This window comes from Sphingobacteriales bacterium, from assembly GCA_016706405.1.
GTDB lineage: Bacteria > Bacteroidota > Bacteroidia > Chitinophagales > UBA2359 > BJ6.
In genome coordinates this window covers 826,752-851,860 of record JADJJT010000002.1, presented here as the reverse complement: position 1 = coordinate 851,860, position 25,109 = coordinate 826,752, and the positions used below count along the sequence as shown (strand labels likewise).

The 25,109-nt window shown below is 38.6% G+C and carries 21 protein-coding genes; 9 read left to right on the top strand and 12 right to left on the bottom strand.

Features of this window, described 5'->3' with window-relative positions; genetic code table 11:
• Positions 1–84: 84 nt before the first annotated feature.
• From IPI59_09690 to IPI59_09670, 5 genes are all read right to left on the bottom strand, one after another.
• Positions 85–222, bottom strand: a complete 138-nt coding sequence (locus IPI59_09690) for a hypothetical protein (GenBank protein MBK7527805.1) — start codon at positions 220–222, stop codon at positions 85–87.
• A gap of 161 nt (positions 223–383) precedes the next feature.
• Positions 384–1,910 carry a PKD domain-containing protein gene (locus IPI59_09685; GenBank protein ID MBK7527804.1) on the bottom strand — a complete coding sequence of 509 codons (1,527 nt, stop codon included), beginning with the start codon at positions 1,908–1,910 and terminating at the stop codon, positions 384–386.
• A 485-nt stretch (positions 1,911–2,395) separates the two neighbouring features.
• On the bottom strand, positions 2,396–3,163 hold the full coding sequence (locus tag IPI59_09680; GenBank protein MBK7527803.1) for an IS5 family transposase: 768 nt from the start codon (positions 3,161–3,163) through the stop codon (positions 2,396–2,398).
• 99 nt (positions 3,164–3,262) lie between these two features.
• Complete coding sequence (locus IPI59_09675) at positions 3,263–4,864, bottom strand: hypothetical protein (protein MBK7527802.1); 1,602 nt, start codon at positions 4,862–4,864, stop codon at positions 3,263–3,265.
• On the bottom strand, positions 4,837–5,217 hold the full coding sequence (locus tag IPI59_09670) for a hypothetical protein (GenBank protein ID MBK7527801.1): 381 nt from the start codon (positions 5,215–5,217) through the stop codon (positions 4,837–4,839). The genes IPI59_09675 and IPI59_09670 overlap by 28 nt, the downstream gene beginning before the upstream one ends.
• 212 nt (positions 5,218–5,429) lie before the next feature.
• Between IPI59_09670 and IPI59_09665 the strand changes: the two genes are divergently transcribed.
• Entirely contained in the window at positions 5,430–7,994 is a 2,565-nt protein-coding gene (locus IPI59_09665; protein MBK7527800.1) for a DUF4968 domain-containing protein, read from the top strand.
• On the opposite strand, the gene IPI59_09660 is transcribed toward IPI59_09665, so the two are convergent.
• Together IPI59_09660 and IPI59_09655 are read right to left on the bottom strand one after the other, a co-directional pair.
• A complete protein-coding gene (locus IPI59_09660; GenBank protein ID MBK7527799.1) occupies positions 7,995–9,008 on the bottom strand; it encodes a flippase-like domain-containing protein in 1,014 nt (337 codons plus the stop codon). It lies immediately after the preceding gene.
• 39 nt (positions 9,009–9,047) lie between these two features.
• The gene (locus tag IPI59_09655; protein MBK7527798.1) at positions 9,048–9,608 is read right to left on the bottom strand and encodes an aminoacyl-tRNA hydrolase; all 561 of its coding nucleotides are present in this window, start codon (positions 9,606–9,608) and stop codon (positions 9,048–9,050) included.
• Positions 9,609–9,782: 174 nt separating this feature from the next.
• Between IPI59_09655 and IPI59_09650 the strand changes: the two genes are divergently transcribed.
• From IPI59_09650 to IPI59_09620, 7 genes are all read left to right on the top strand, one after another.
• Positions 9,783–10,670: a YicC family protein gene (locus IPI59_09650; protein MBK7527797.1), complete on the top strand. Its 888-nt coding sequence runs from the start codon at positions 9,783–9,785 to the stop codon at positions 10,668–10,670.
• 137 nt (positions 10,671–10,807) lie between these two features.
• The gene (gene gmk / locus IPI59_09645; protein MBK7527796.1) at positions 10,808–11,401 is read left to right on the top strand and encodes a guanylate kinase; all 594 of its coding nucleotides are present in this window, start codon (positions 10,808–10,810) and stop codon (positions 11,399–11,401) included.
• Between the two features lie 69 nt (positions 11,402–11,470).
• Entirely contained in the window at positions 11,471–11,863 is a 393-nt protein-coding gene (apaG, locus tag IPI59_09640; protein MBK7527795.1) for a Co2+/Mg2+ efflux protein ApaG, read from the top strand.
• A 159-nt stretch (positions 11,864–12,022) separates the two neighbouring features.
• Entirely contained in the window at positions 12,023–12,841 is an 819-nt protein-coding gene (kdsA, locus tag IPI59_09635) for a 3-deoxy-8-phosphooctulonate synthase (protein MBK7527794.1), read from the top strand.
• A gap of 122 nt (positions 12,842–12,963) precedes the next feature.
• Positions 12,964–14,100 carry a hypothetical protein gene (locus IPI59_09630; GenBank protein MBK7527793.1) on the top strand — a complete coding sequence of 379 codons (1,137 nt, stop codon included), beginning with the start codon at positions 12,964–12,966 and terminating at the stop codon, positions 14,098–14,100.
• 337 nt (positions 14,101–14,437) lie between these two features.
• Positions 14,438–14,851: a hypothetical protein gene (locus tag IPI59_09625; protein MBK7527792.1), complete on the top strand. Its 414-nt coding sequence runs from the start codon at positions 14,438–14,440 to the stop codon at positions 14,849–14,851.
• The gene (locus IPI59_09620) at positions 14,812–16,773 is read left to right on the top strand and encodes a YfhO family protein (GenBank protein ID MBK7527791.1); all 1,962 of its coding nucleotides are present in this window, start codon (positions 14,812–14,814) and stop codon (positions 16,771–16,773) included. The genes IPI59_09625 and IPI59_09620 overlap by 40 nt, the downstream gene beginning before the upstream one ends.
• 138 nt (positions 16,774–16,911) lie before the next feature.
• Here the strand turns inward: IPI59_09620 and IPI59_09615 are convergent, their stop codons facing one another.
• Both IPI59_09615 and IPI59_09610 read right to left on the bottom strand, forming a co-directional pair.
• Positions 16,912–17,778, bottom strand: coding sequence for a peptidoglycan-binding protein (locus tag IPI59_09615; GenBank protein ID MBK7527790.1), 867 nt, complete (start codon positions 17,776–17,778; stop codon positions 16,912–16,914).
• A gap of 359 nt (positions 17,779–18,137) precedes the next feature.
• Positions 18,138–18,734 (bottom strand): DUF255 domain-containing protein, encoded by a 597-nt coding sequence (locus IPI59_09610; protein MBK7527789.1) that lies wholly within the window; start codon positions 18,732–18,734, stop codon positions 18,138–18,140.
• A 182-nt stretch (positions 18,735–18,916) separates the two neighbouring features.
• Between IPI59_09610 and IPI59_09605 the strand changes: the two genes are divergently transcribed.
• Positions 18,917–19,480 (top strand): UbiX family flavin prenyltransferase, encoded by a 564-nt coding sequence (locus tag IPI59_09605; GenBank protein ID MBK7527788.1) that lies wholly within the window; start codon positions 18,917–18,919, stop codon positions 19,478–19,480.
• A gap of 27 nt (positions 19,481–19,507) precedes the next feature.
• On the opposite strand, the gene IPI59_09600 is transcribed toward IPI59_09605, so the two are convergent.
• The 3 genes from IPI59_09600 to IPI59_09590 form a co-directional block, all read right to left on the bottom strand.
• Positions 19,508–19,903: a DoxX family protein gene (locus IPI59_09600; protein ID MBK7527787.1), complete on the bottom strand. Its 396-nt coding sequence runs from the start codon at positions 19,901–19,903 to the stop codon at positions 19,508–19,510.
• A gap of 39 nt (positions 19,904–19,942) precedes the next feature.
• On the bottom strand, positions 19,943–21,649 hold the full coding sequence (locus IPI59_09595) for a hypothetical protein (protein MBK7527786.1): 1,707 nt from the start codon (positions 21,647–21,649) through the stop codon (positions 19,943–19,945).
• A 128-nt stretch (positions 21,650–21,777) separates the two neighbouring features.
• Positions 21,778–24,915: a tetratricopeptide repeat protein gene (locus IPI59_09590; GenBank protein MBK7527785.1), complete on the bottom strand. Its 3,138-nt coding sequence runs from the start codon at positions 24,913–24,915 to the stop codon at positions 21,778–21,780.
• Between the last annotated feature and the right edge of the window lie 194 nt (positions 24,916–25,109).

Sequence of the window (25,109 nt, the reverse complement as noted above, 5' to 3'; positions counted from 1 at the left end):
TGCTTGGCTCGTTTCGGTTTGGAACTCAAAGCCTTTACTCAATCTTCGATAGCTTTCGAACCAGGCAAAAGTTCTTTCAACAATTCATCTTTTTTTTGGCAGCACTTCGAATTTCGAGGCTGTATCCGGTCTGTTTACAACCTCAACCACCCATCCAAACGTTTTCCGGGTATTTTCAATCAACTCGCCGCTATATCCGCCATCGGCTATTATTTTTAGCAATCTGCAAAACCTGCCGCTGTTTTCAGCTATAACCTTTGAAGTTGATTTAAAGATAATCCATTAAAAAGCGATACAACATAATTGTTTTGTGCAAATTCGATAATATTAATCATAACATTTTTATTAAAAGTTGTTAAAAAATAAAATTAGGGTTAAAATATTTACCAGACCACCACACTACCCGTTTGTAGCTGATTTTCGGTTGTGTTGGCGGTGGTAATGCGGTACCAATAAACGCCGTTAGGCAGGGCGGGCAGGGGTAGGGCAATGGGGTTGTTGTTGGTGGGGTTTATAGAGTGGGTGGCAATTTGCTGCCCCAATATATTATAGAGGGTAAATTTTATATTTGTATTTGTATAGGTGATAATATTAACAGGGTATTGAAGATAAATTTGCTGCCCTCCCGTAACCGGATTTGGATAAACCATAAAGCCATCGTTGTTGCTTAGGTTATTATCCGGAAATTGTTGTGTATTGGTAAAATCAACATAAATTTGAGTGGTAAAAGTGTCGGCGCCGCAAAGGTTCATGGCAACCATACTCACGGCATAAGTGCTTTCGGCGGCGTATTGGTGGGTGGGGTTGGGTAGTATAGAGCCAAAACCATCGCCAAACGACCATAAATAGCTAATATCTCCGCCCGATGATATGGCGTTAAAGGCTACGCCATAGGTATTTAAAATTGGGGTAGCGTTAAAATTGGCTTTGGGTGCGCAATTTAACGCTGTGTCAAATTTAATGAGGTAGGGTAAATATTGTTCAAAATCAGGATTAACACCCCAAGTAATAAAACCATCTACAATTTTGTGCAACCGCCTAAATCTCAAAAATGTTGGATGCTCATAAACACTTTTTTGACTGTTTAAATAATGTTTATTGTATTTTATTATAATACTGTGTGATATATCTAAATCATAATTGGATTTTAATCCAGCAATAAGTATATCATTTTTATCTCTTGAAATAATATCTGTATAATAAAATGAGTAGTCATCATTTTTTTCCGGAGCAATTACATCTGTCCAAATTGTATCACCTTTGGCATCAATATTATACACCCAAGGGTTAGAATCAACAGGATCAACTAAAAGACAAACACCACCATTGGCATTATCAATAGCTTGTCCAAAACTATAATTAAATGACGTAGCTTCTGCTAACCCCTTGTAGCCATTAAACCATTTAGGGTTGCCGTTGGTGTCAAAACCAATAATAACGATCCTCGGAAAGTCCCACCACGAATTGCCATCATGCCCACTTACAATTAGCTCGCCATTACTGCTTATTGTTGCATCAAATATAAAATAATCATAGCCATAATTATAGTTTTCAATATCTAACAAAGGATGAATAAGTTTATCGAATACAATAGTGCCGTTGGTGTCTATTTTCGTCAAACGAATATCTTCTGTTTCAAAAGGGATAAAATCGTAGTGTTCTATTCTTTTTTGGTCAATAAATATAAGGCTTTTTTCGTAGGGCAAAAAAACAGGTTTATAAAATTTGTCAACAGTATCGATAGTTGCCTCCCATTTTACCGTTTTAGTTTTTAAGTCAACATATATAATATTTATATTGTATGAAAAATTGAAAGAAAGATACCCATCAACAATAAAATAGCAATCATCTTGGACAGGAAAAAGGTAATTGTAGTTTCCTTCAGTCAATTCAATTAATATTTCTGGCAAACCAGTTTTGGCAAACTTAACAATACTTGTGTTTTTTTTATCTAAAAAAAAATCATACTCAATTAAGGCTATAATACTATCTTCATTTAATACGCAAAAATCCTCACAATAGCTATAAGAGTCGCTCTTTAGATAAGGTGCTAAACCTCTAACCCAACCTTGTGCGCAAACTGTAATATTTAAGAAAAAAACAAATACTACTATTAAACTAATTTTAATGATAAATTATTTTAAAGGTTAAAAATCTTCTATTTCGCCAAAGGGTTGCCATAAAAACGCTAATACCTTACTTTCATCGAGTTTATCTTTGTTAAATTCTATTTCTGCCGAAATACAAACCCAACCTAAGCAATTTTTTACATCTGTAAAATTATTGAACACTATATCGCCCGTTTTGAGATATTCTAAAAAATCGACGCAAATATGAAATTCAAAATAATCGTTTATTTCAGTGAAGCTTTTATTTTTTAGAGCCTGTCTAAATTTTATTTTCTAATTCTATTAAGCATCAATTTTATCATGGCAAGTTGGATCATTGTCTGGCTCGTTTCGGTTTGGAACTCAAAGTCTTTACTCAATCTTCGATAGCTTTCGAGCCATGCAAAAGTTCTTTCAACAATCCATCTTTTTGGCAATACTTCGAATTTCGAGGCTGTATTCGATCTACTTACAACCTCAACCACCCACCCAAACGTTTTGCGGGTATTTTCAATTAACTCGCCTCTATACCCGCCATCAGCTACTATCTTTACCAATCTGCAAAACCTGCCTCTGAGGTCAGCTATAACCATTGGGGCTGATTTACTGTCATGCTCATTTGCCGCATGAACCACAACCGCTAAAAGTAGTCCCATTGTATCTACAATAATATGCCGCTTTCTGCCTTTAACTTTTTTACCCCCGTCAATCCCTCTGCACAAGCCTCCGACGCTTGTTGTCTTTACGCTCTGGCTATCAATTATACCAACACTTGGCGATGAAGCCCTGCCTGCTTGCTTTCGAGTCTTATCCCTGAGTATTTCATGGATGAGTTCTATCGTCCCATCCTTCTTCCACTTGGTAAAATAGTAGTAAACAAGCTTCCATGACGGAAAATGGAACGGCAGCATGCGCCATTGACAGCCAGTTTTAAGCAAATAGAACAGCGCATTAAAAATTTCTCTTAAACTGTGTTTTCGTTTCCGTTTGTCGTCTAAAATGCCTAATATTGCACTCCATTGACTATCGGTGAGACTGCTTGGGTAGGTTTTCATTTTACTTTATGTGTTTGATTTTCATAAAGCTATGAATTATTATTTAAACGTCAAACTGATAGTCTTTTATTCACATCTCTTTTAATAACTTTTTTCCTATCAATTTTTAGGACTGGCATGCCAATTTTTAATTTTTAGACAGTCTCTTATAGTTTCAAAAATTTGTTGTGGGTTATTACTACTAACTGCCAACAGTACTTTTTGGTTTTCGCTACCTAAATAGTACCTGTGCAAATAGGGGTATCCGGGTAGTAAAAGTTTTTTATTATAAAAACTTGTTAATTGCAATGCCTTGTAATTTGTTGATTCTGACTCTATTGCATAGTTTCCATTATTACTATCGTAGTTTAAAAAGTATCTCGAATGAAGTTTATTTGTATCGGGTTCGTCGGGGCTGGGGCCATTTATGTAAAAAGATAATACCCCATTTCCATAGCCCGCCGGAAAAGATAAATTAGCTTGTTCGTTGTTTGATTTTCTATTTATAAAGGATAGCCCGCCTACAATTTGCAAAAATTCGGCATGTGGGTTTTCTTCGTTGGGTTGGTTTAGTATTACGGGGTAACTTTCAAATTTAGATGCTATATTTGGCGCGGGCAGGGGGTTTCTAACAGGGCTGCCCCATAGCCAGTTGCCTCGGTTGTGTATAATGCCATCTTGGCCAGCGGTAGCGTTTAAAACTACATTGTGGTTGTTTAGTGCGGCTATGTTTGCATTGGTATCAACCATAACATAATTGGCGTTTAGTCCTTGGTACTTACTATTTGCGCCATTGCCCGAGGCATGGCAGCCACAATACATATTGCCTAAGGTTGAGTTTTCGTAGAAGCCATAACCACCATTATTTATGCAAACTACATTTAAAAAAAGCCCTGCATTGGCATCGCCGCCATAAGTGTGTACGCCGTGCCCGCCGCAGCCAATTACTTGCGTATTCATTATACGAAACTCATTTGCGTTGGTGCCTATGCGCGGGTAGGCATATTCGGCTTTGTATATATGTAAGTTTATGGCAACTGTTTTATCGTTATCATTTGCTATAATATCAATTTCTTTAAAATATAGATTTTCAAGTCCGGTAATTTGTAGTACGGTAGTTGTTTCGTTTACTTCAAAGGGTTCGGTAAATAATTCTTCGGTAAGTACTTTTTCTATAACAGTACCGTCTGTTTTGGTTGTAACTAATTTATAATTTAGGCCAAGAGGTTCGGGAGGGTTGGCTTTAAATCTAATTCCGGAAACATTATTAATTAAAGCTATTTTGTTTGTACCTATGGCAGCGCGTACTAATATTTTGTTTTTTGTAGGATCGTTATAATCGTTCTGTTCAAAGCTAAAAGCCCTGTTTAGGGTAGGGCTAACTTTATCGCTAAATGGGTGCCACATAACGGGTTTATATTCGCCGTTATAGCTATAAATGCTGTCTATATAACAACTTTCGGGTTGTTCTGCAGCTATATGAATACCATCGCCATTAAACCCTTGTATTATGCAGTTTACTATTGTTGCCGGCGCGTGCATTAGTATGCCGTGTCCTGTATCGAAATTATTACTAATATTGGGTATGGTAAAAGTTTTATAAACAAGTTCAATATCTTGTAAATGCAAATAGGCTCGCCCAAAATTAATATTAGCCACGCTTTGGTCTAAAACTTTGTTTTGTAAATTGGTTTTTAAGGTATCATTGAGGGTCGGCGGCAATGGGGGGCTATTTTAGTAAAAGACGAGCCGAGGGTAAGCCACGTTCCGCCGCCTCCGTTAGTGCCGTGGGCAATAATACCATCGGGGGGTATTGGTAGGTTGTTACCACCACTAATGGGGTCGTAAAATTTATTGGGCGATATAATTAGCTGGCTGCTGTGGGGTCCTTCGCCTTTTATGATACAGTTGCAAAACACTTGCAAGGTGTGTGAAAAGTAGTAAATACCTGCCGGAAAATAAATTATGCCCCCTCCTGATGTGTCAAAAATATTAATTTGTGCTTGATAAAAAGCGTTTAACCAATCATAGTTAAGGGGTAAAATTGTAGGGGCAAGGTCGCGAATGTTTATCATAGTTTAAGAAGGTTCATATTAGTTAATACAAAAATACAATAAGTTTGCACCAAAAACAAATATATTAAACACAGGGTCTTTTTTATGACATTTTATTTTTAGACAGACTCTAAGCATTTTTATTTTTAAAAGCCCTACTATTTTATCCGGATTTATTTTAGGCATACCGTAATTTTGCTGGTTCAAAACTCATATACTTAAATGTTGCCAACATGACGAAAAAGAAAAATCAGGCTAAATTATTAGCAGCACCAATATTACCCGAAAATCCCAACGAACGCAAGCCCGATGTTGTAAAACGTTTTTTTGCCGATAACGCCGTTTTTTACCAAACCGAAGGCAACCAATATACCATTTACTGCAACAACAAAGTTGCCTTAACTATAACAGTATTAAGCACAACGATGTTGCAATTCAAATATAGTTTTGATGGCGATTTTGACCCTAATTTTTCGTATGCCATTGCCAAAACATTTCATCCGGATTTGCACGCCGAGCAAAATTTTACCGAGCACCTCGACTTCTATGAGCTTAAAACCAAATATCTTATTTGCCGAATTGCAAAAAAAGGGCTTTTAATAACGCTGCTCGATGCCCAAACGTTTCAAATTATTAACCAAGATGAAAAGGGGTTTTACCTCAGACATAGTTTAATTAAGGGCACTACTAACATAAAAATAACAAAAAAAGCACCATCCGGAGAGGCTTATTTTGGCTTAGGCGACAAATCGGGCGCGTTAAATTTGCGTGGCCGTGCTTACGAAAACTGGTGTACCGATAGTTTTGCCTACACACAAACAACCGACCCATTATACCGGGCTGTTCCGTTTTATTACGGTTTAACCGCCGAAGGCTTAGGCTATGGCATTTTTTTAGATAACACCTATCAAACCCGGTTTAGTTTTGACAGAAAGAATAACCAAGTGATGAGCTTTTCGGCGCGAGGAGGCGAAATGAATTATTATTTTATTTATGGCCCGCAATTGTTAACGGTAAGCCAACAATATCATTTTTTAACCGGATACCCCGAATTGCCGCCGCTTTGGGCCTTGGGCTATCACCAGTGCCGATGGAGTTATTACCCCGAAGCCAAAGTAAGGCAAATTGCCAGCACATTTAGGGAGTTACAAATACCCTGCGATGCCATTTATTTAGATATTGATTACATGCAACAATACAAATGCTTTACTTGGAACGAGGACTATTTTCCAAATCCGGATACTTTAATTGAGGACTTGAAAGACATGGGTTTTAAAACGGTTGTAATGATTAATCCCGGCATCAGAACCAATGCTTCTTATTGGGTCTATCAATCCGGAAAAGAGGCAGGTGTTTTTTGCCATCGGCCAGATGGAAAATTAGTAAAAGCCCCTGTTTGGCCGCCCGAGTGTGTTTTCCCCGATTTTACGCACCCTAAAGCCCGTGCATGGTGGGGGCAACTGTATAAAGGTTTGGTTGACAATGGCGTAGCCGGCATTTGGAACGACATGAACGAGCCTGCCGTTTTTGAGGTAGCCCGCAAAACTTTTCCGAACAATGTGTTGCATCATTACGACGGGCATACAACCAACCATAAAAAAGCACATAATATTTACGGGATGCAAATGGCAAGGGCTACTTTTAATGGTTTAAAACAACTGCGTCCACAAACTCGCCCCTTTGTGCTTACCCGCGCCTCGTATGCAGGTGGGCAGCGTTATGCCGCCGTTTGGACAGGCGATAATATTGCTACCTGGGAGCATTTGCGCATAGCTTGCAGGCAGTGTTTACAGCTTAGCATGTCGGGGTTTTCGATGTGCGGCAGCGATATAGGCGGCTTTGTTGACCAGCCCTCGCCTTTGCTGTATTTGCGGTGGTTGCAGTTAAGCATTTTTCATGTGGTAATGCGTACCCACACCATGGGTTTTAATGTTGATGGTGCCGCAGCCGTAAACGAAGATACCGTAGCCGAGCGGCAGCGCAGCCTTACTGCCGACCAAGAGCCATGGTCGTATGGCCCAACCTTTACCGACCTTTGTCGCCAAGCAATTGAATGGCGCTACAAATTATTGCCATTTTTATATACTGCCATGTATTTTAATGCCAAACAAGGTTTGCCCGTAATTGCACCTTTGTGTTTTTACGAACAGTTTAGCCAAAAAACACGCCATTACGAGCATTGTTTTGTTGTTGGCCAACAAATACTTACCCATGTAGCAACCGATGATAAAGAAACGGAAACCGTAAAGAATGAAAATAGCACGGTAGCGCAATTTTTAACACTTCCGGATGAATTAGGCACGTGGTACAATTTTTGGGATGGCACACCACTACAGGCATCCGGATTTTCCCTTACAACATCCGGAAAACCGCTGCACCAGTTTCCGTTTTATATAAAAGCAGGCAGTATTTTGCCCCTTTATCCGGTGCAGCAATACACCAATCAAAACAGTATCGAGCAGTTGCAATTAAACATTTATTTACACCCTCAAACAAGTACTTCATTTTTATATGAAGATGCAGGCGAAGGTTATGCCTACCAACAAGGAGAATATAGTTTGCAAAGTTTTACCATGCAATATGCTCCTCCGGAATACTTAATATTGCGCCAAAAAGAAGGGCAGTTTATGCCATCATACAGCAGTATTGCTCTGTATATTTTTGGTTTTCCGTTTGAAAACATCGCTAATTTAGTTCTGTTTCGCGATGATGTTGAACTTGTTTACACTGTTGAAACGAATAATTGCATCAAAACAATAATTAATGCCAATTTCAATAATATAAAAATTAGCTGTTAACTATTTAGCTCGTTTAAAGTACAAAAACCAACCCAAAAACGTGGGCAACAACAAATTTACAGCCCATAATAATATGGTGGCAGCAACTGCCGACTGCGGTATTGAGCAAACTGTTTGTTTTAAAACTACTGCTGCTATTGTACCTCGCAGGGCAGGCTCGAGCAGGCCTACGGTAGGGGCTATTTGCTGAATAAACAGTACTGCTGCTATTGTGGGTATGCCATATTGCGGCATTGACATTATAGGTGGGCAAAACAATATTAAAATTAACCAATATTGTAAGGCGTAAACAACATAACGCAATAAACTAAGCAGTAGTACAACCGCCAAGTTTTTTGAGGTAATGTTTTTAGTTAACTCTATATTTTGTTGTGGCAAATTGATGCTGTTAAACAGCCAAAACAATACTTTTTTTATCCTACTTTTAAATAAAAATTTTTGCCCTACTTTGTTGTTTATATTTACAAAAAGTAAAGCAGCAATACAAGTGCTTGCTAATATTATCCCACCAAGCCAGGCCAATTTTAAACCAATTAAACCCGCAGGAATTACTATCAATGCGATGCCACCCCAAAACCAGTTGGCAATTAGCTGCGCCAAAGCCCCTAAACCCGATAAAGCCAAGCCCGATGCGCGCAAATTAGTGGGTAAAACGGCAATTTTACCGCCAATTTCACCTAAGCGGTTTGGTGTAACTAATCCGGCCATTATACCATACAAAACACCTTGTATTGATTTGCGCCACGACAATTCATACAACGGATGGCATAATATTTTCCAGCGCCAAACCTCTAAAAACCAGTTTAAGGGCAATAAAAGCAAAACAAAAATTAAAATTGTTACAAACTGCTGTTTATTATTCATCCACACCAAATAACCTTGTGCCAAAATAAACTGCTGCAAGGCGTGTGCGGCTACAAATAAAGTAACTACCAGGGCTATGGCTTGCCACCAATGTTTGTTGCGCTTTAACCAAGCCCAGAAATTGGGCAAACTTGATTTTTTAAGAACCAAAATAAGTACAAATTAGTGGTTAGTGAGTTGGCTTATTGCTTAGTTGTTAAACTTGGTCATTGCTTGGTCAATACCTTCGGTTACAAAGGCAGTAAGGGCTTGGCAAGCCTGCTCAATGGCAATATTTACTTCGGCTTTTTCGGCTTCTGTCCATTTACCCAATACAAATTGAACTTGTTTACCTTGTTGAAAATTATTGCCAATACCCATTCGCAAGCGTGCATATTCGGGCGTAGTGAGTGTGGCTTCGATATCGCGCATGCCATTATGCCCTCCGGCACTTCCTTTTTTGCGCATCCGGAGTTTACCAAGTGGTAAATCTTTATCATCAACCACTACAATTATATTTGTTATCGTTATGTTTAATTGTTGCATCCAATAGCGCAAGGCTTTGCCACTAAGGTTCATGTAGGTAGTAGGTTTTATAACTGTAATCAAATGCCCTTTCAGCTTAAACTCGCCTTTGTAAGCATGGCGTCCTAACGTAAAGTTAAAATCATACAATTTAGCTAGGGTATTTGCCACTTCAAAACCAATATTATGGCGGGTACCCTCGTACTCGTTGCCAATATTACCCAGCCCAATAATTAAAAACTTCATAAAACAATTTGGGTGCAAAATTACAATTTAAACATTTATTGCCATAAAATAAACTTAAATCCCTACAGCATTAATTAAATACATACAAAAATTAAACGTACTTTTGTGGCTTAGCTTGTGTTTATATTTGCACTTGTATTTAAAGGAAAAAGTTGTTAAAACTAAACTTGTTGTATGCTTTATTCGATGACCGGCTATGGTAAAGCTACCACTGTTTTAGCCGACAGGGTAATAAACACCGAAATACGGTCGGTTAACAGCAAAACATTAGATTTATTAGTACGACTACCACATGGTTGCAAAAACCGCGAAGCCGGATTGCGAAAATTTTTAACCGAGCAACTTCAGCGCGGCAAAGTTGAGGTAGTTATTAATATTGAAGAGCAGCCAAATACAACCGCTAAACATTACAGCTTAAATTCTACCCTAATAATTGCTTACTACCGCGATTTATCGAAACTTTGTGCCGAGTTAAATATACCCGCCGGAGCGCATTTGCTTAATACTATTATGGCACTTCCGGATGTAGCCCAACCCATAGTTACCGAATTAACCGAGGAAGAATGGCAGCCAATTGAAGCCAACGTAGTAAAAGCACTCGAAGTTTTTGCTAAATTTAGGCTCACCGAAGGCGAAGCCTTAGAAGCCGACTTACAAAACTCTATTGACCAAATTCGCAAACACTTACAACACGTTGAAATAGCTGCGCCCATGCGAATTGCCCAAACTCGCACCCGAATAAAACAACAAATAGAAGAACTGTTACAACCCGAAAACTACGACCCCAACCGCTTTGAACAAGAACTGCTATACTATTTAGAAAAAATTGACATAAACGAAGAAATTATACGACTTAAAAGTCATTGCGATTACTTTGTACGCGAACTTAACGATGGAGAAGATATAGCCAAAGGAAAAACACTTAATTTTATTGCCCAAGAATTGGGACGCGAAATTAATACCATAGGTTCAAAAGCTTATGATGTGTTAATTCAAACCCATGTAATTCAAATGAAAGCCGAATTAGAAAAAATTAAAGAACAAGTTTTAAATGTAATATAATTTAAAATTGATTCTATATTACATAGCCTCATTAACCGAACGCTTACTAATAAATTATAAAAAAAACCAGCCCAACCAAAAACCTAACCTGCAAAAAAATTGCGGTGTAAATTTTTATTTTCTTTGTGCAAAATATTATACCACCTCCGGGCAAATTAATTGTATTTGCCGCCCCGTCGGGTGCCGGTAAAACAACTATTGTAAAACATCTTTTAACGGTTTTTCCCATATTGCGCTTTTCGGTATCGGCCACAACACGCAGCATAAGGCCAAACGAAACACACGGCAAAGATTACTACTTTTTAAGCCACCACGAATTTAAAGAAAAAATACACGAAGGAGCTTTTTTAGAATGGCAAGAAGTTTATGGCGGTCATTATTATGGAACACTTAAAAGCGAAGTTGATACTATTTTAGCATCCGGATTTGTGGTTATATTTGATGTAGATGTTGTAGGCGCTCTTAATATCAAAAAAAGATACGACTCCAAAGCATTAACCGTTTTTGTAAAAGTAAACTCAGTTGATACCTTGCGCCAACGGCTTTTACAACGTTACGCCACGCCACCACCTAATTTTGAAGAGCGCGTAGCAAAAGCAGCGCACGAGTTGCAGTTCGAGTCAAAATTTGATGTTTCAATACTAAACGAAGACCTAATAGCAGCTAAACAAGCCGCCGAAATGATTGTTCGCAATTTTTTATCTCCGGAAAATACCAAATGCTGCAAATAATAGGCCTAATCTCGAAAAAAAATCTTAACTTGCGGCTAGTTTTTTCATGGAATTGCTTTTCTTTCTTTTATGACCGAATTTGTAACATCAATTACCGAGGGCGTTAAAGTTAGCGTAGAAACCTATTACTACCCCGAACACTCAATACCGCATAACCCCGAGTACGTGTTTGCCTACCGTATAACTATTGAAAACCGAAGTCCACACACCATTCAATTATTAAACAGACATTGGTTTATTTACGACTCGTTTATTCGCCGCGAAGTTAAAGGCGCAGGCGTTATTGGCCAACAACCCGTTTTAGAGCCAGGCGAATCGCATCAATATATTTCGGGATGCAACTTAACAACCGAAATAGGCAAAATGTTTGGTGCATTTACCATGACCAGAGTACACGACGGCAGCCGATTTTTAGTTAATATTCCGGCTTTTTTAATGGTTGTTCCACACAAATTAAATTAAATTAAGTATTATTTGTATGGATGGTATCATTCTTTCCGGATATTATAAGAAAAACTATCATTTTATCTAAATGAAACATAGTTTTAGCCTTACAAGAGTTTTTAATCATCCGGAAGCAGTATTATAATTGTCATCATTAGATTTGTTTTACATCTATATATGTTTTTAAACAATTTAGCCAATGCCCAATCGGGGCAATTTTTTTTAATAGCCGGCCCTTGTGTTGTTGAGAATGAAAAAGTAGTATTTGAAATTGCCGAGTACATGATAAAACTTACTGACGAACTTAAAATTCCGTATATTTTTAAAGCCTCGTACCGCAAAGCCAACCGCAGCAGTGTAAACAGTTTTACTGGTATAGGCGATGAAAAAGCCTTAAAAATTCTAAGCAAAGTAAAAGCACAGTTAGGTGTACCCGTTTTAACCGATATTCATACCGAAGAAGAAGCGGCCCTTGCCGCCCAATACGTTGATGTATTACAAATTCCGGCCTTTTTATGCCGGCAAACATCGTTGTTAATAGCTGCTGCCAACACCCAAAAAGTAGTAAATATTAAAAAAGGACAATTTTTGTCGCCACAGGCTATGCAGTTTGCCATTGAAAAAGTGCGGGCACAAGGCAACACCAATGTTTGGGCTACCGAAAGGGGCGTTAGTTTTGGCTATACCGACCTAATTGTGGACTTTAGAGGCATTCCCATCATACAAGATTTTGGCGTACCCGTAGTGTTAGATTGTACTCACTCGGTTCAACAACCCAACCAGGCACAAGGTGTAACAGGCGGCCTACCACGCTTTATTGAAACTTTAGCTTGCGCCGGGATAGCCGCAGGCACAGACGGTATTTTTATTGAAACGCATCCACAACCCGAGCAAGCACTTTCAGATGGCGCTAATATGATGCAACTACAAAAAATGGATAAATTATTGACTAAATTGGCGCAAATTCGTAAAACAATGCTTACCTTTGCTGAATAAAAAAACAATATTAAAGTTACCTACTTAACAATAAAGGCAAAATATTTTATATTTTAATTTAATTTTGTATTTTATTTGGTAACACTATTTTTAATAGGCTTGCCTTCAAAACTACCCTTTTTATGGCCAAAAGTTTGTTGTTTATATTTTTTGTGCTTACTTTGCCCATTGTATTTAATATTGATGCGTCAATTGAAACAAGCACCGGTAAAACTTTACACACACAAAACGAACCTGAAAGCTTACCCAAATCCAATAAAATCAAGCAAATACCCCTTAAAGCTGAAATATGCAATAATAATACACCAACCATTAATATAAATGCTTACAACCAAGCGCAATTGGCAAAAAATACAATTCAAAAATCAATTGTTCATTTAGCTAATTACAAAACAACTCCCTCTAAAACCGAATCTGTAGCTAAAACCCATACAACTACCCCTAAAACTGAATTAGCCGCCAAAACCCGTGTAGCTAACAAACCAGTCAAAACAAGTAAAAAAGCAATTAAGCCCGACTCGCTGCACTATCAAAAAGCCTCAACCTCATTATTAACAAGTGTTTCAAGCTTCTTCTCTAGCCCCGAAGAATCAAGTGTAGCCGAAAAAAAATCGTATGTTTACTACGAACCTTCTATTTCATCACGTGGTTACCAAGGTATTGTGGCCGATTTAAAAGGACAGTTACAAAACTTATCTACCGGATATACACAAGCCCAAACACACGAAGAGCGCGAATATGTACTCAATACCTCAAAAAAGTTCTTTGCGCAATGCTTCGAAACATTAATTGAAAAATGGTATGGCACCCCTTGGGATTTTTACGGAGACAGCAAATTCCCTCATACCGGATATATTGCTTGTGGCTATTTGGTTTCTAATACCTTAAACCATTTAAGTGTTGATGTTGACCGGCGTTTATTAGCCCAACAGTGGCCTGTAAATATGGTGCGCAGTATGTTTGGCGAAGAAATGAGCCAAGTAAGTGACCGCAGTGCAATGATTAGCATTATACAAAACCAAGGATACGGTGTTTATATGATAGGCCTCGACAGACATGTAGGCTTTATTTTGTACGATAGCTACGGTATGAAATTTATCCATTCGAGCTACTCAGGCTCAAAAGCAGTACTTGCCGAAGAACCCGAATATTCGCTGGCCTTATTACAATCGGGTAAGTATTATATTGGCAAACTTACCAGCGATAGTTTTATGCGCAAATGGCTTACCCATAAAAACTTTTATGTTATCAGGGGCTAAGATTTAGGTAAACTAATCTATTGTCTCATTATGCTGCGCCATACATGTAATTAACTGCTTACATGTATGGCGTAAAAGTTTATCCGGAAGTTTTCCTTTACTTCGGAGGGGCGGGGGTGGATTTCGCCTTCTTTGAGGGGCATTACATTCATAGCTCACAATATTAATTGCAGAAAATGTTTCGCAGTAGTTCGCCTAAAATAAAAGTGTAAATTTGCGGGATTGCTGGTGGTGTCTGTTTATAACTCTTAAACATGACAAAGAGCTTTGGGTTTTATAGATTAATTTTGCCTCTAAACTTATAAATAACCGCCTGTTTTGTCAATTAATTAACGTTATGCGCCACTTTGCCCTTTTATTAGCAGCCTTACTATTTATAGGTGCAGTTGGGTTTCAGGGTTTTTATAATGGCAATAAATTATACTTATTTAAAGATGTAGGCAACGATGCCGGTGAACTTTTTTACCCCGAATGGGTGCAAGCCGAAACCTATCCGGAAGTATCCGGAACCAATCAAGCCAATGGCTACGATTTTCGGCAAGGGCTGGGTAACCGAATTTTCACCGGGCACGTATGGCTTCCTCACCCAATAAAAATCCTCGAAAAAAATGTACTTACCGCCTCCCTACTTGGCCCCGACTATTTGGTTAAACGTCAGTTTTGGTTGGCAATGGCTCATTTTTTAGTATTGGACTGTTATTTTATCTGTTGTTGCGCTTACAACCTTCGAGTGGTATTTCGGCGGTTATAGGTGCAATATCGTTGGCATTTTCGGGGTACATGCTTATTTCAAGTACCTGGTACACCGATACACGTTTAGTTTTACATGCCTTGTTATGGCTGCTTGGTATTGAAGGGCTACGGCAGCAGCGCTGGTGGGGTGGCGTAGTACTATTTTTAGGTGCGTTTTATACGGGTCTTAGCCTTCAGTTTTGGCTCTTTGGTATTTTTTCGTTGATATATTTACTTTACCGTCAAATTGCTACAGCCAATAAGCAAGCTTGGCGCAGGTGTTTATGGGTTTTTCCAATCGTTTTTACAGCTATTTTGACTAACCTTCCCGAAAATGCTTACCGTGTTGCCCGTATTTTTAACAGCCCGCGCATGGCAAGTATTAACAACGAGATAAATTGGTTTCCCGATTTTTTTACTTTATTAGCACGATGGCTGCACGCCGATAGCTTGGGTATTGGCAATGACTTTTCAGGATGGAACAACTACTACGAAGCTCCCGTTTTTTATGCCGGTGCCTGGGTTTTGCTAATCCTAATTTCCGGATTGGGCAGTTTGCCAAAACTTCAACGCCGGGCTGGTTTTTTTTTATTGAGTTTTTGGGGATTATTAATAGTTTTTCAGCCTTTACGCCATGCCTTTTTACTTTTCTCGGGCGATTATTGGCGGCAAGGATTTTCGGGCTTGGTAGTAATATCGTGCCTGTTAGTGGCTACCAATATTTTACAATTTCCGGAAAAAATTAAACGACAAAATTTAATAATTGCCACTTTGGCCTTGGCGGCAATGCTAATTATATTGGCTGTTTATAACTCCAAATTTAGCCTAACTGCCCTGCTAACCGTTCTTGCAACGGCAGGTTATACCCTTTCAATTTTATTTGTAAATAAATTTAAACCTGCATGGGCTTACCTATTTTTGTTATTGATATTGGTGTGCGAAATGTCATTTTTTGTCCGCAACAATATGCAATTTAGGTCTGAACAAAGCTATCAGCTAAGTGCAAATCCTCGTGAAAACTATAAAACTGCTTTAGGTTATTTTGATGGCTCGGCCGAGGCAATAAAAAAAATTAAACAAGCCGATACTACCGATTTTTTTTTCCGGACAGAAAAAACCTATCGCAGCGGCCCTATTACCGGATTAAACGATGCGTTAGTACAAAACTATTGCGGAACAGCGGCTTATTCGTCCTTTAATTCAAAGGGGCAAACACAGTTGCTACAAGTACTGGGCTTATTACCCGACAACAAGCATCAAAGTCGCGTAAAAACAAATGCTAATAGGTGGCTGCCCAATTTAAGCAAATACCCCGAAATTATGGGTTTACTTGGGGTAAAATATGTGTTATCAAATATCTATGCCGATACGCTACCTAACAAATATAATCAGCATTTACATCCCATTCAAACTTTTTACATCCATGCGAATAAGGGATTTACCGTTTACAAAAATGATTACTATAAACCAATGGGCTTTGTTTATGATACTTGGATGCCTTTAGATACTTTTACAAGTCTTCCGGATGATGCCGTGAAAAGAGAATTATTAACAACAACAGCTATAATAAATCCGGAAAATAACGCAGCCTTCTTAACAATAACCCAAGCCGATAAAGATTATAATTTAAGGCAAAACAGCAAGAATGATGATACGATTAAGAGCCTGATTTCGGTGAATTTTACCAGTGTAAATTTTAATCGTTTCGAGGGTAATTTATCCTTGCCAACCGCTGGTGTATTATGCTGGGCTATTCCCTTCGACCCCGCATGGAAACTATATTTAAACGGGCAACTATATCCTTTATGTATTATTAACATGGGTTTAATGGGTGCGCCCGTTTCAAGACCTGGGAATTATAGCGTTGAGATGGTATTTGAACCTGAAAAAAGTTGGGCTGAGGTTATTAATAACTGGGCGATGGCAAGCCGTTTGCGTTAAATTAAATTCGCAACTTTACTTTCAATTTCCATGTGATAAAAAGCAAAACGGCAGTACCAAAATAAATTGGCGCTGCCGTTTTTTACAAACAAGTTATATTAAAAAAACAACTTTATTTAGGATATTGTCTAATAAAAATTAGTTAATACCTAAGGCTTTTAAAGTAGGCTCGTTTAAGTTGCCAACAGGTAAGTTGTTGTCTTTTTGGAATTTTTCTAAAGCTTGTTTGGTGCGTGTTCCAAGCGAATTGTCAATCGGGCCTGGATCGTAGCCACGAGCTTTCAATGCAGATTGAATAGCAGAAATACGTTGAGGAGTTATTTTGCTTTCGCACATTACTTCAACCCACTCAGATAAACCACCTGGGCTAACCAATTTTTTGGTAGTTACGGTCGAATATTCAGCTGGGATTTGGATATCGCGAGTAGTAGCAGGGCTTTTTAATACCGATTTGGTGATAGTGCGGTATTCGGCGGGCACTTCGCGTTCGCGGGTAGTAGCGGGGGTACCAACAACTGCTTTAGTAATAGTTTTGTACTCAGCAGGGATTGGAATTTCACGTGTGTTGGCTGGAGCTTTCAATACTTGACGTGTAACGTTTTTGTATTGAGCGGGAACTTCTACGTAACACCATACTTTACAATCATCGGGATTTTTTTGTAAGCAGGCTTGGGTAGCATTACCGCGGGTCCATTTGGTAGTAGCAGGCGATACTAATACTTGTTCTGAAACTGTTTCGAAAGTAGGAGGAACTAGTTCCAATTGTTTGCCAGCTTCTTTTACCATAACTTGTTCGGTTACGGTTGAGAAAGTAGCAGGAACTACTTCTAGAACTTTGTAAGCTTCTTTTACAAGCAATTGCTCAGTTACATTCTCGTAAACTGCAGGTACAACCTCAAATTTGCTTGAGGCTTCTTTTAAAAGAATTTGCTGGGTTACGGTTTCGTACTGTTCAGGAATCAAGCATTTAGCATAGCATTTGCCAGGTTGGGGGTTCGGTGGCATATCGTTTGGCGACTGTGCATTGGCAACTAAGCTCAAAACGGCTAATGCGAACACGAATAGATAATGTTTCATTCGTACAACAAATTTAAGTTAAAGGAGATAAACAACTAAATATGAGGGCAAAGTTAGTTCTTTTTTCTAAATATAAACTTATAATGCCCATCTTTTTTTTGCGAAAAACGACCAAATTATATTGATTATTTGGATATTTATAAAGTATAACTTATTTAATACTATCTATTTACGCAAAAAAGGCAGGAAGTCACTTTTTTAATTAGTTTTTTGAAAAAATTATAGTTTTTTTTCTTATTGTTCTAAAAAATATAGGTATTCCAAACCAACATGTATATGGTTTTAAATTAATTTTCGCCTTGCGAAAATGGTGATTCATAAAGTTGGTTAAATAAGCCCCAATCAACGTTTTTATAATAGTCTTCACCGAAAAACTTTAATAGTGCATCCATATTTGCCGGATTTAAAAAGCCCGATACTGGTTGCGGATTTTCTAAGGTTTCATCTAAAAAAACTACAGCGGGGAAAGAAAGTTGGCCTCGAGTTAAAAAAAGAGTAATTTCGTTTAGACCATTCCGGCCTTCTTCGGGTAAAAATGCATACTCGTTGCCTCTGAAATATAGTGTTTCGGCAGTTTCGGCATTCAGTTTAACCGGATAAAAATTATCGTTTATATATTCGGCTACTATTGGATTTTGAAACGTGGCTTTATCCATTTTTGCGCACCAAACACACCAGTCGGTATATAAATCAACAAATATTTTCTTTGGTTCGTCTTTGTGCAATTCAATAGCCTCGTCGAGTGTTAACCATTTAACTTGCCCAACCGATCTATCTTTAGTTGCAGAGGTATTGCCGTTGTTATTGCCATTTGGATTGCCGCCAACAGCAGCAAGGCCAAAAATGAGCAACAACAAAAAAATTAACGGTAGTACTTTTTGCATTGGCAGTTGCTTGAAAATTTAATTTGTCTTGTAATATGTGGCTTTTTCGATGTGAAACAAGTAAATAAACTGTTATATTGGTAGTAAAAATAGCAGTATTTCCGTTTCAGGGCACAAGGTACGAACTTTTTTTACAATTTTGCCCTCTTTACCGAATATTCTTTCAAATAAAAATCAAAAACATGAAAAGAAAAATTGTTGTGGCAGTAACCGGTGCCAGCGGCTCAATCTATGCCAAAATACTGTTCGACAAGCTACTAAGTATTCAAAATAAAATTGATTCAATAGGTGTTATTTGGTCAAATAATGCAAAAATTGTTTGGCAACACGAGTTGAAAAACTCTGATTTCATAAACCTACCTTTTGATGTTTACGAGAAATACGATTTTGGCGCACCTTTTGCCTCCGGATCTGCAAAATACGATACTTTGATCATCTGCCCATGCTCTATGGGTACACTTGGGCGTATTGCAACTGGCATCTCAAATGATTTATTAACCCGTACTGCCGATGTTATGTTAAAAGAAAGGAGAAAATTAATTCTTGTAATACGAGAAACACCGTATAGCCTGATACATTTAAATAATATGGTAACACTCACACAAGCCGGAGCTATAGTTTGCCCTGCGTCCCCATCGTTTTACAGTCAACCACAAACCATTGAAGACTTAGCCTCAACAGTTATTGACAGAGTATTGGATTTGGCTAATCTGCCGGTAACCAATACCTATCGCTGGGGCGAATAATTGATTTGTAGAATTAAGAAACAATTACTATTTTTTTACAAAAGGAACATATTTGCGCCAATGGCTTTGGTAGTGCCATGCCAAAATGATGCTTGCAACAAATACCGCTAAAGCTAAAAAAAATAACGTACCTCCATCATGTTCAATTTCTATACCAAGTACGCCTATATGCCCAGTTATTGCGCCGGCCATTGTTGCCGCACTTAAAAATGCACCTAATCCGGTAGTTTTAGGGTATAATATTAAAAGGGCTGCAATCAATTCAATTACCCCACTAAAATAACGGCCATAGGGTTCAACTCCTAATTGGGTAAAAATATACACCGACTCGGCAGCGCCCGAAAACTTAAAATACAGCGTCTGCAGTAAAATAACAGCCACCACTAAACGTAAAATCCAAAAAAATAAGTTTTTATAGTTCATGGGCATACACAGCTATTTATTGTTTCCTAACTTGTTAACTTAAAAACGCAGCAACAGACCGCCAGTAGCATTTAAACCGTACGATTTATAATTCAAATATAACACTTGCCGTTGATTGGTTAGGTTATTAACCTGAGCAAATAGACCAAAGTTTTTACTAATTTGGTATTTTAAACCAATATTTACATCCTTCAAGGTTTTTATCGTAAAAATATTGCCATCGGGTTGAAGCGCCTTAGCACCGTCAGCCATAAAGGCATCGGCTTGTAAGTGAAGTTTGGAAATGGGTTTATAAACCAACGACAAGCCAGCCTCAAGGGTGGGTAAATGCCAAGCCTGCTGTTGAGAGGTGGTTTCGTATTTATGCCAGCCCGCATAAACCATACAGTTAACTTTTTTGAGCAATGCTATGCCTAAATCGGCTCGTATTGTCAGGTTGGTGAGCATTGAGTCGTAGGTTAAGCCTAAAAAATGTGGCTGGTTTTGTTGGTTTATTATTAATTCTTGTTGCTTGTTTAATGTTTGTGCCACTAACAAGCGGTAATCTACTAAGCCAACTGTGCCTTTTAAACCTCCTTCGCGCGTTTGGATGGTGGTGGGTAAAAGTTGGTAGTCAATTGATTTTGATGGGGCAATAAACCAATTTTGCGCCGATATGCTTTGCAACGTATTCATCCGGACGTTTTTATACCAGTTGCCAAACAAGGCCAATTTTGTAGATACTAAGTTCAGTTGCAATCTTATATCCGGAAAAACGCCAACCGCATCATCTTTAAAAACTGTTACACCACCGCGGGCTTCAATAATATTATTTCGATATAAAAAATTTGGAGTAGCATTAAAAGTTAAGCCCGGCGTACCTGTGCTGGCATGTAATAAGTTGGTAAAAATACCAATTTGCATATTGTTGCCCAATCTGGTGGCAGTAGTTGCTTTAAACTCAATATTATTTTCGGTAACGTCAAATAGTTTGTCCGAGGTATTAAAATAATGTATATCGGCTAAAAAATCGGTACGTGCGCTGTTTTCAATAGCATTTTCAATACTTATTCCGCCGCCAATAGTTTGCCATGTTTGCCTAACCTGACTCGGAAAAACGTTAAGTGCAGTATCTATATGGTTGTAGCCATAGTAATAGTTGCGGTTGCGGTTGTAAATACCTTCGGCAGCAACGCGCAAACCATTCGTTAAGGCATGTACATACAATTGCCCACCGGTGCGGGCATAATCTTTTAGTGCTACGTTGGGGTCTTCGCTTTGAATGTGGTGCGCGCGCAAACCTGCCACTACGCTTTTATTTTGTTTGGTGGTAAGGGCTAAATCGGCAATGGGTGTTTTAAGGTTGCCATATCCGGCTTTTAGCCAAACATTGTATAGCTCGGCTTTTGAAGCCTGGCGATTTTTGCTTTTTCCATCTTCACTAAAAGTTAAAGCCTCAATTTTATTAGGTTTGTACGATAGGGTTAACATGCGCGAAGGCACATCGTAGTCGTTAAAAACAGGGCGTTGGGGCTTTATGCCGGTGCCGGTTGAGCCGGTTCCGGATGTTCCGGGCAAATCCGGATTAAGTTCGTATCGCACAGCATCGGCCAAAATAGGGGCAAAGTCTTTTACTACCTCAATTTCTCCTGGGGTAATACCGGTGCCGTCGCCGCCAGCATTGTTTTGTGCTTTAACAGTTAATAAAGGGGCGGCTAAATATACAAGCCCAACCATAGCAATAAATATAATATAACGATATGACATGGTAAAAGGATGCAGTTTTAAGTTTAACCAGCAGCATTTAACTCGTTACTAAGTTGTTGTATTTTGTTGCCGGCCTAATTTGTTTGTTTACTGGTTTACTTACAAGTTTTCGTGTGTAGTTATTAGTATTATTCTTCTAATTTTGAGCCTTGTGCTTCAAGGGTTTGTATTTGCTTTAATTTTTCTTTGGCCGCTTGTAAAATACCATCATCTGTGGGTTCGTAGCCTTCTATAATACTTTCAACAGTGGCTTTTGCCTGAAAAATTTGTTTATTGGCCAAATATACGTCTGCTAAAGTAAGGTAAGATTTTGCCACCCAATACTCGTGCGATGGGGTTTCTTTTGCCACACGCATACAAGCATTTTTTGCTTCTTCTAATTTGCCTTGTTTTAAGTAAATATCGGCAATGCAGTAGCGGGCTTTAGCACCTTCGGGGCCTACGCTTTGGTTGGCCACTTTTTGCAGGTTAGGAAGTGCTTCGGCATAACGTTTTTGTTCCCAATCAAGCAAAGCAGGGTAATAAACGGCGTCAAGTTTATCGTCTTGGGTGGCATTTGGTTGGGTAATTAGCTGCTGTGTGTATTGTTTAATATCGGTTGCGTTTTGGGTAAAATAGCTGGTACGCACCAAACCGCGCAAGGCTTCAATTACTAATTCTTTCCGGGTTGTTTGATTGAGTAATTGCTCGAACAGGCCATGTGCTTTTGCATAATTTTTATCAATATATAATGCTATACGCCCTCCTTTATCTAAGGCTTGTTCCATAAATGGGTTTCCTTTTTGTGCAATTACGTAGTCGTAGTCGGTGCGAGCTTGGTCGTACAGTTCGCGGCTATACAGGCATTGCCCACGGTAAAAATGGGCGTACAAGGCAAATGCACCTTGCTGAAAAAGATGCAAATAATCGGTAAATTCTTTAATAGCGCTGGTGCAGTCGCCTTTATTGTAGTACGATTCGGCAATTTCGTAGCTTAGGGTATCTTGAGCGTTTGTCGAAATGGCAAAATCTGGATATTGTTGCATGTAATTAATATAGCCTTGTGCATCTCCGCGCGCTGCATACACGTCGCGTATGCCCATAACGGCATCGTTAGCTTGCGGGCTTTTAGGATATTGTTTCATTATACGCTCGTAATTAAACAAGGCGGCATCTAAATTATTAAGGTTAAAATTGGTAAGTGCTATATTGGCAATAGCTTTAGGGGCATAATCGCTTTGAGGGTATTTTTTAAGTAGTTCTTCGAGGGTTGATATGGCCTGATTGCCTTGGTTAATGCTAATTTGGGTGAGGCCAATTTGATACATGGCATCGTCTGTGTAATAAGAGTTGGCGTAATTTTTAATTAGCGATTTCATTCCGGATATTTTTTCTTCCGGAAATCCTGTTAGTCCGGCAATCATACTTTTCTGAAAATAAGCGTAGTCTGTTCCAGGTAAACTTTTATTAATAACGGCATTATAAAAATTGGCTGCACTTTTATAGTTGCGCTGCATAAATTGGCAGTCGCCACTGCGCAGCAAAGCATCGGGGTAAAGTGGGGCAATAACGGGCTGGGTATTGCTGTTGTTGGCCAATGCATCGGTTACGGCTTCAAAATGGCTAAAGGCATCGGCATATTTTTGTTGTTTAAACAAGGCGTAGCCTAAGGTGTAGCGTGCGCTGGCAGGGTTTACCTTATCTGATTGTGCTCGTCCGCCTGCTGTAGCTAAATAGCGGTTGGCATGGTTTATGGCATTATTATATTTGGCTTGGCGATAGTAGGCATCGGCTGTCCAAAAATGGGCTAAAGCCGTGTAGGATGGCTCTTGCGCTGCTGCCAGCGATTTATTAAAATGTTCAATGGCTTGGTCAAATTTGCGCTCGTTAAACAATTCAACCCCGCGCAGATAGGCCACCCTTTGCACAGATTCGCTTAGTTCGGGTATTTTATTGCCACCTACTTGTTCTAATACTTCAAGCGCTTTGCTGTAATTTTGCGTAAACTCAAATACTTGGCTTAGTAAACTATAAGCTGCTACGTTATTTTTCGATTTTGGGTAGGCTACAATAAAATCTTGCAAATTTTTAATGGCATCGTTGTCAAAGCCTAATTCGAAAGATAGTTTGGCGTAGCTAAACAGTGCTGTTTCTTTAATATCGGCATTGGCGTTAAGTTGCGAAGCACTGAAAAATGCGTTGCGTGCTTCTTGCTTTTGGTTGGTTTTAAGGTAGCAATCGGCAAGATGGTAAAGCGCGTTTTGTTTTAAGCTGTCTTTGGCATTGCTAAGTTCAGAAAAGTTTTTGAGGGCGCGGTCGTAGTGTTGGGTTTTGTATTGGGTAAACGCCACCATATACAAATCGTTTCCGGATAATTTTTTGCTTTTCGATTCGTAAAATTCTAAAAATGGTAGTGCTTTTTCGAAATTGCCTTTATTAAAATGTACTAACCCTACTAATTGGTTTAGCTCGGTTTGGTGCTGAACACCAGGCTGGTTGATACGGGGTTCGGCATATTCTAATAACTCGTTGTAACGGTTTTGGTAATAATAAATTAGCGCGGTATAATAGGGAATGTAGGGGCTGTAAGTTTTGTGCTTGTCTAAGCGGTTAAAGCTGGCAATGGCCGAGTTGTAGTTTTGTTGTTGCAAACTTATAAAACCGTAGTAATAATTAGCCGGATGGTAGTAAGCGCTGTTTTTTTTGTCTATAATTTTAGCTAAGGCGGTTTTGGCATCGTTCCATTGTTTATTGGTAAAATTGCTGTATCCTAATTTAAAATTTAGCTCATCGGCTTCTTCTTCGGTTAGGTTACGGGTATCGCTTTTGCTAAAACAAGCCAAGGCTTCTTTAAAATTTCCATTTGCAAAATAGTATTTACCCAAATAAAAATAGGCTTGTGCCTCGTATTGCCCGCTCGATGTTTCGTCAATAAATTTGGCCAATAACATTTCGGCATCGGAGGCGTTTACCATATAAGCGCACACAGCCTGATAAAATTTTGCCTCCGTTACAAAAACAGGGTTGGCATGAATGGTGTTGTCATTAACATTATTATAATTATTTTGAAGCAGATATTGGTCGAAAAGATGCCGTGCGGTGGCAAAATTGTTTTGCTGATAGGCATGGCGGGCATCGAAAAGGATTTTATCCGGATGGGTAATAAATTGGGTGGCTTGGGCGCATAGTTTAGTATCCGGAAAAAAATATAATACCGATACTAAAAATATCCATATTGCGAACAAATTAATTCTACTGTGTGTGCTTGAGCCAAATTTGATTTTCATATCTAAAAGCAGTTAAACTTAATTTTTAGGCAAACTTTTTTGTTGTTTTGGGGTGTTAGCTGCAAATATACATAACCATTAGCTAAAACCGCTACTTGTAAAGGTTATTTATGCACCCTCTTTAATAATAATCGTTGTTTACTATACAAAAGTAGGGTAATTTTTATCTTTAGCAAGGCAATAAAAAGCGGCAA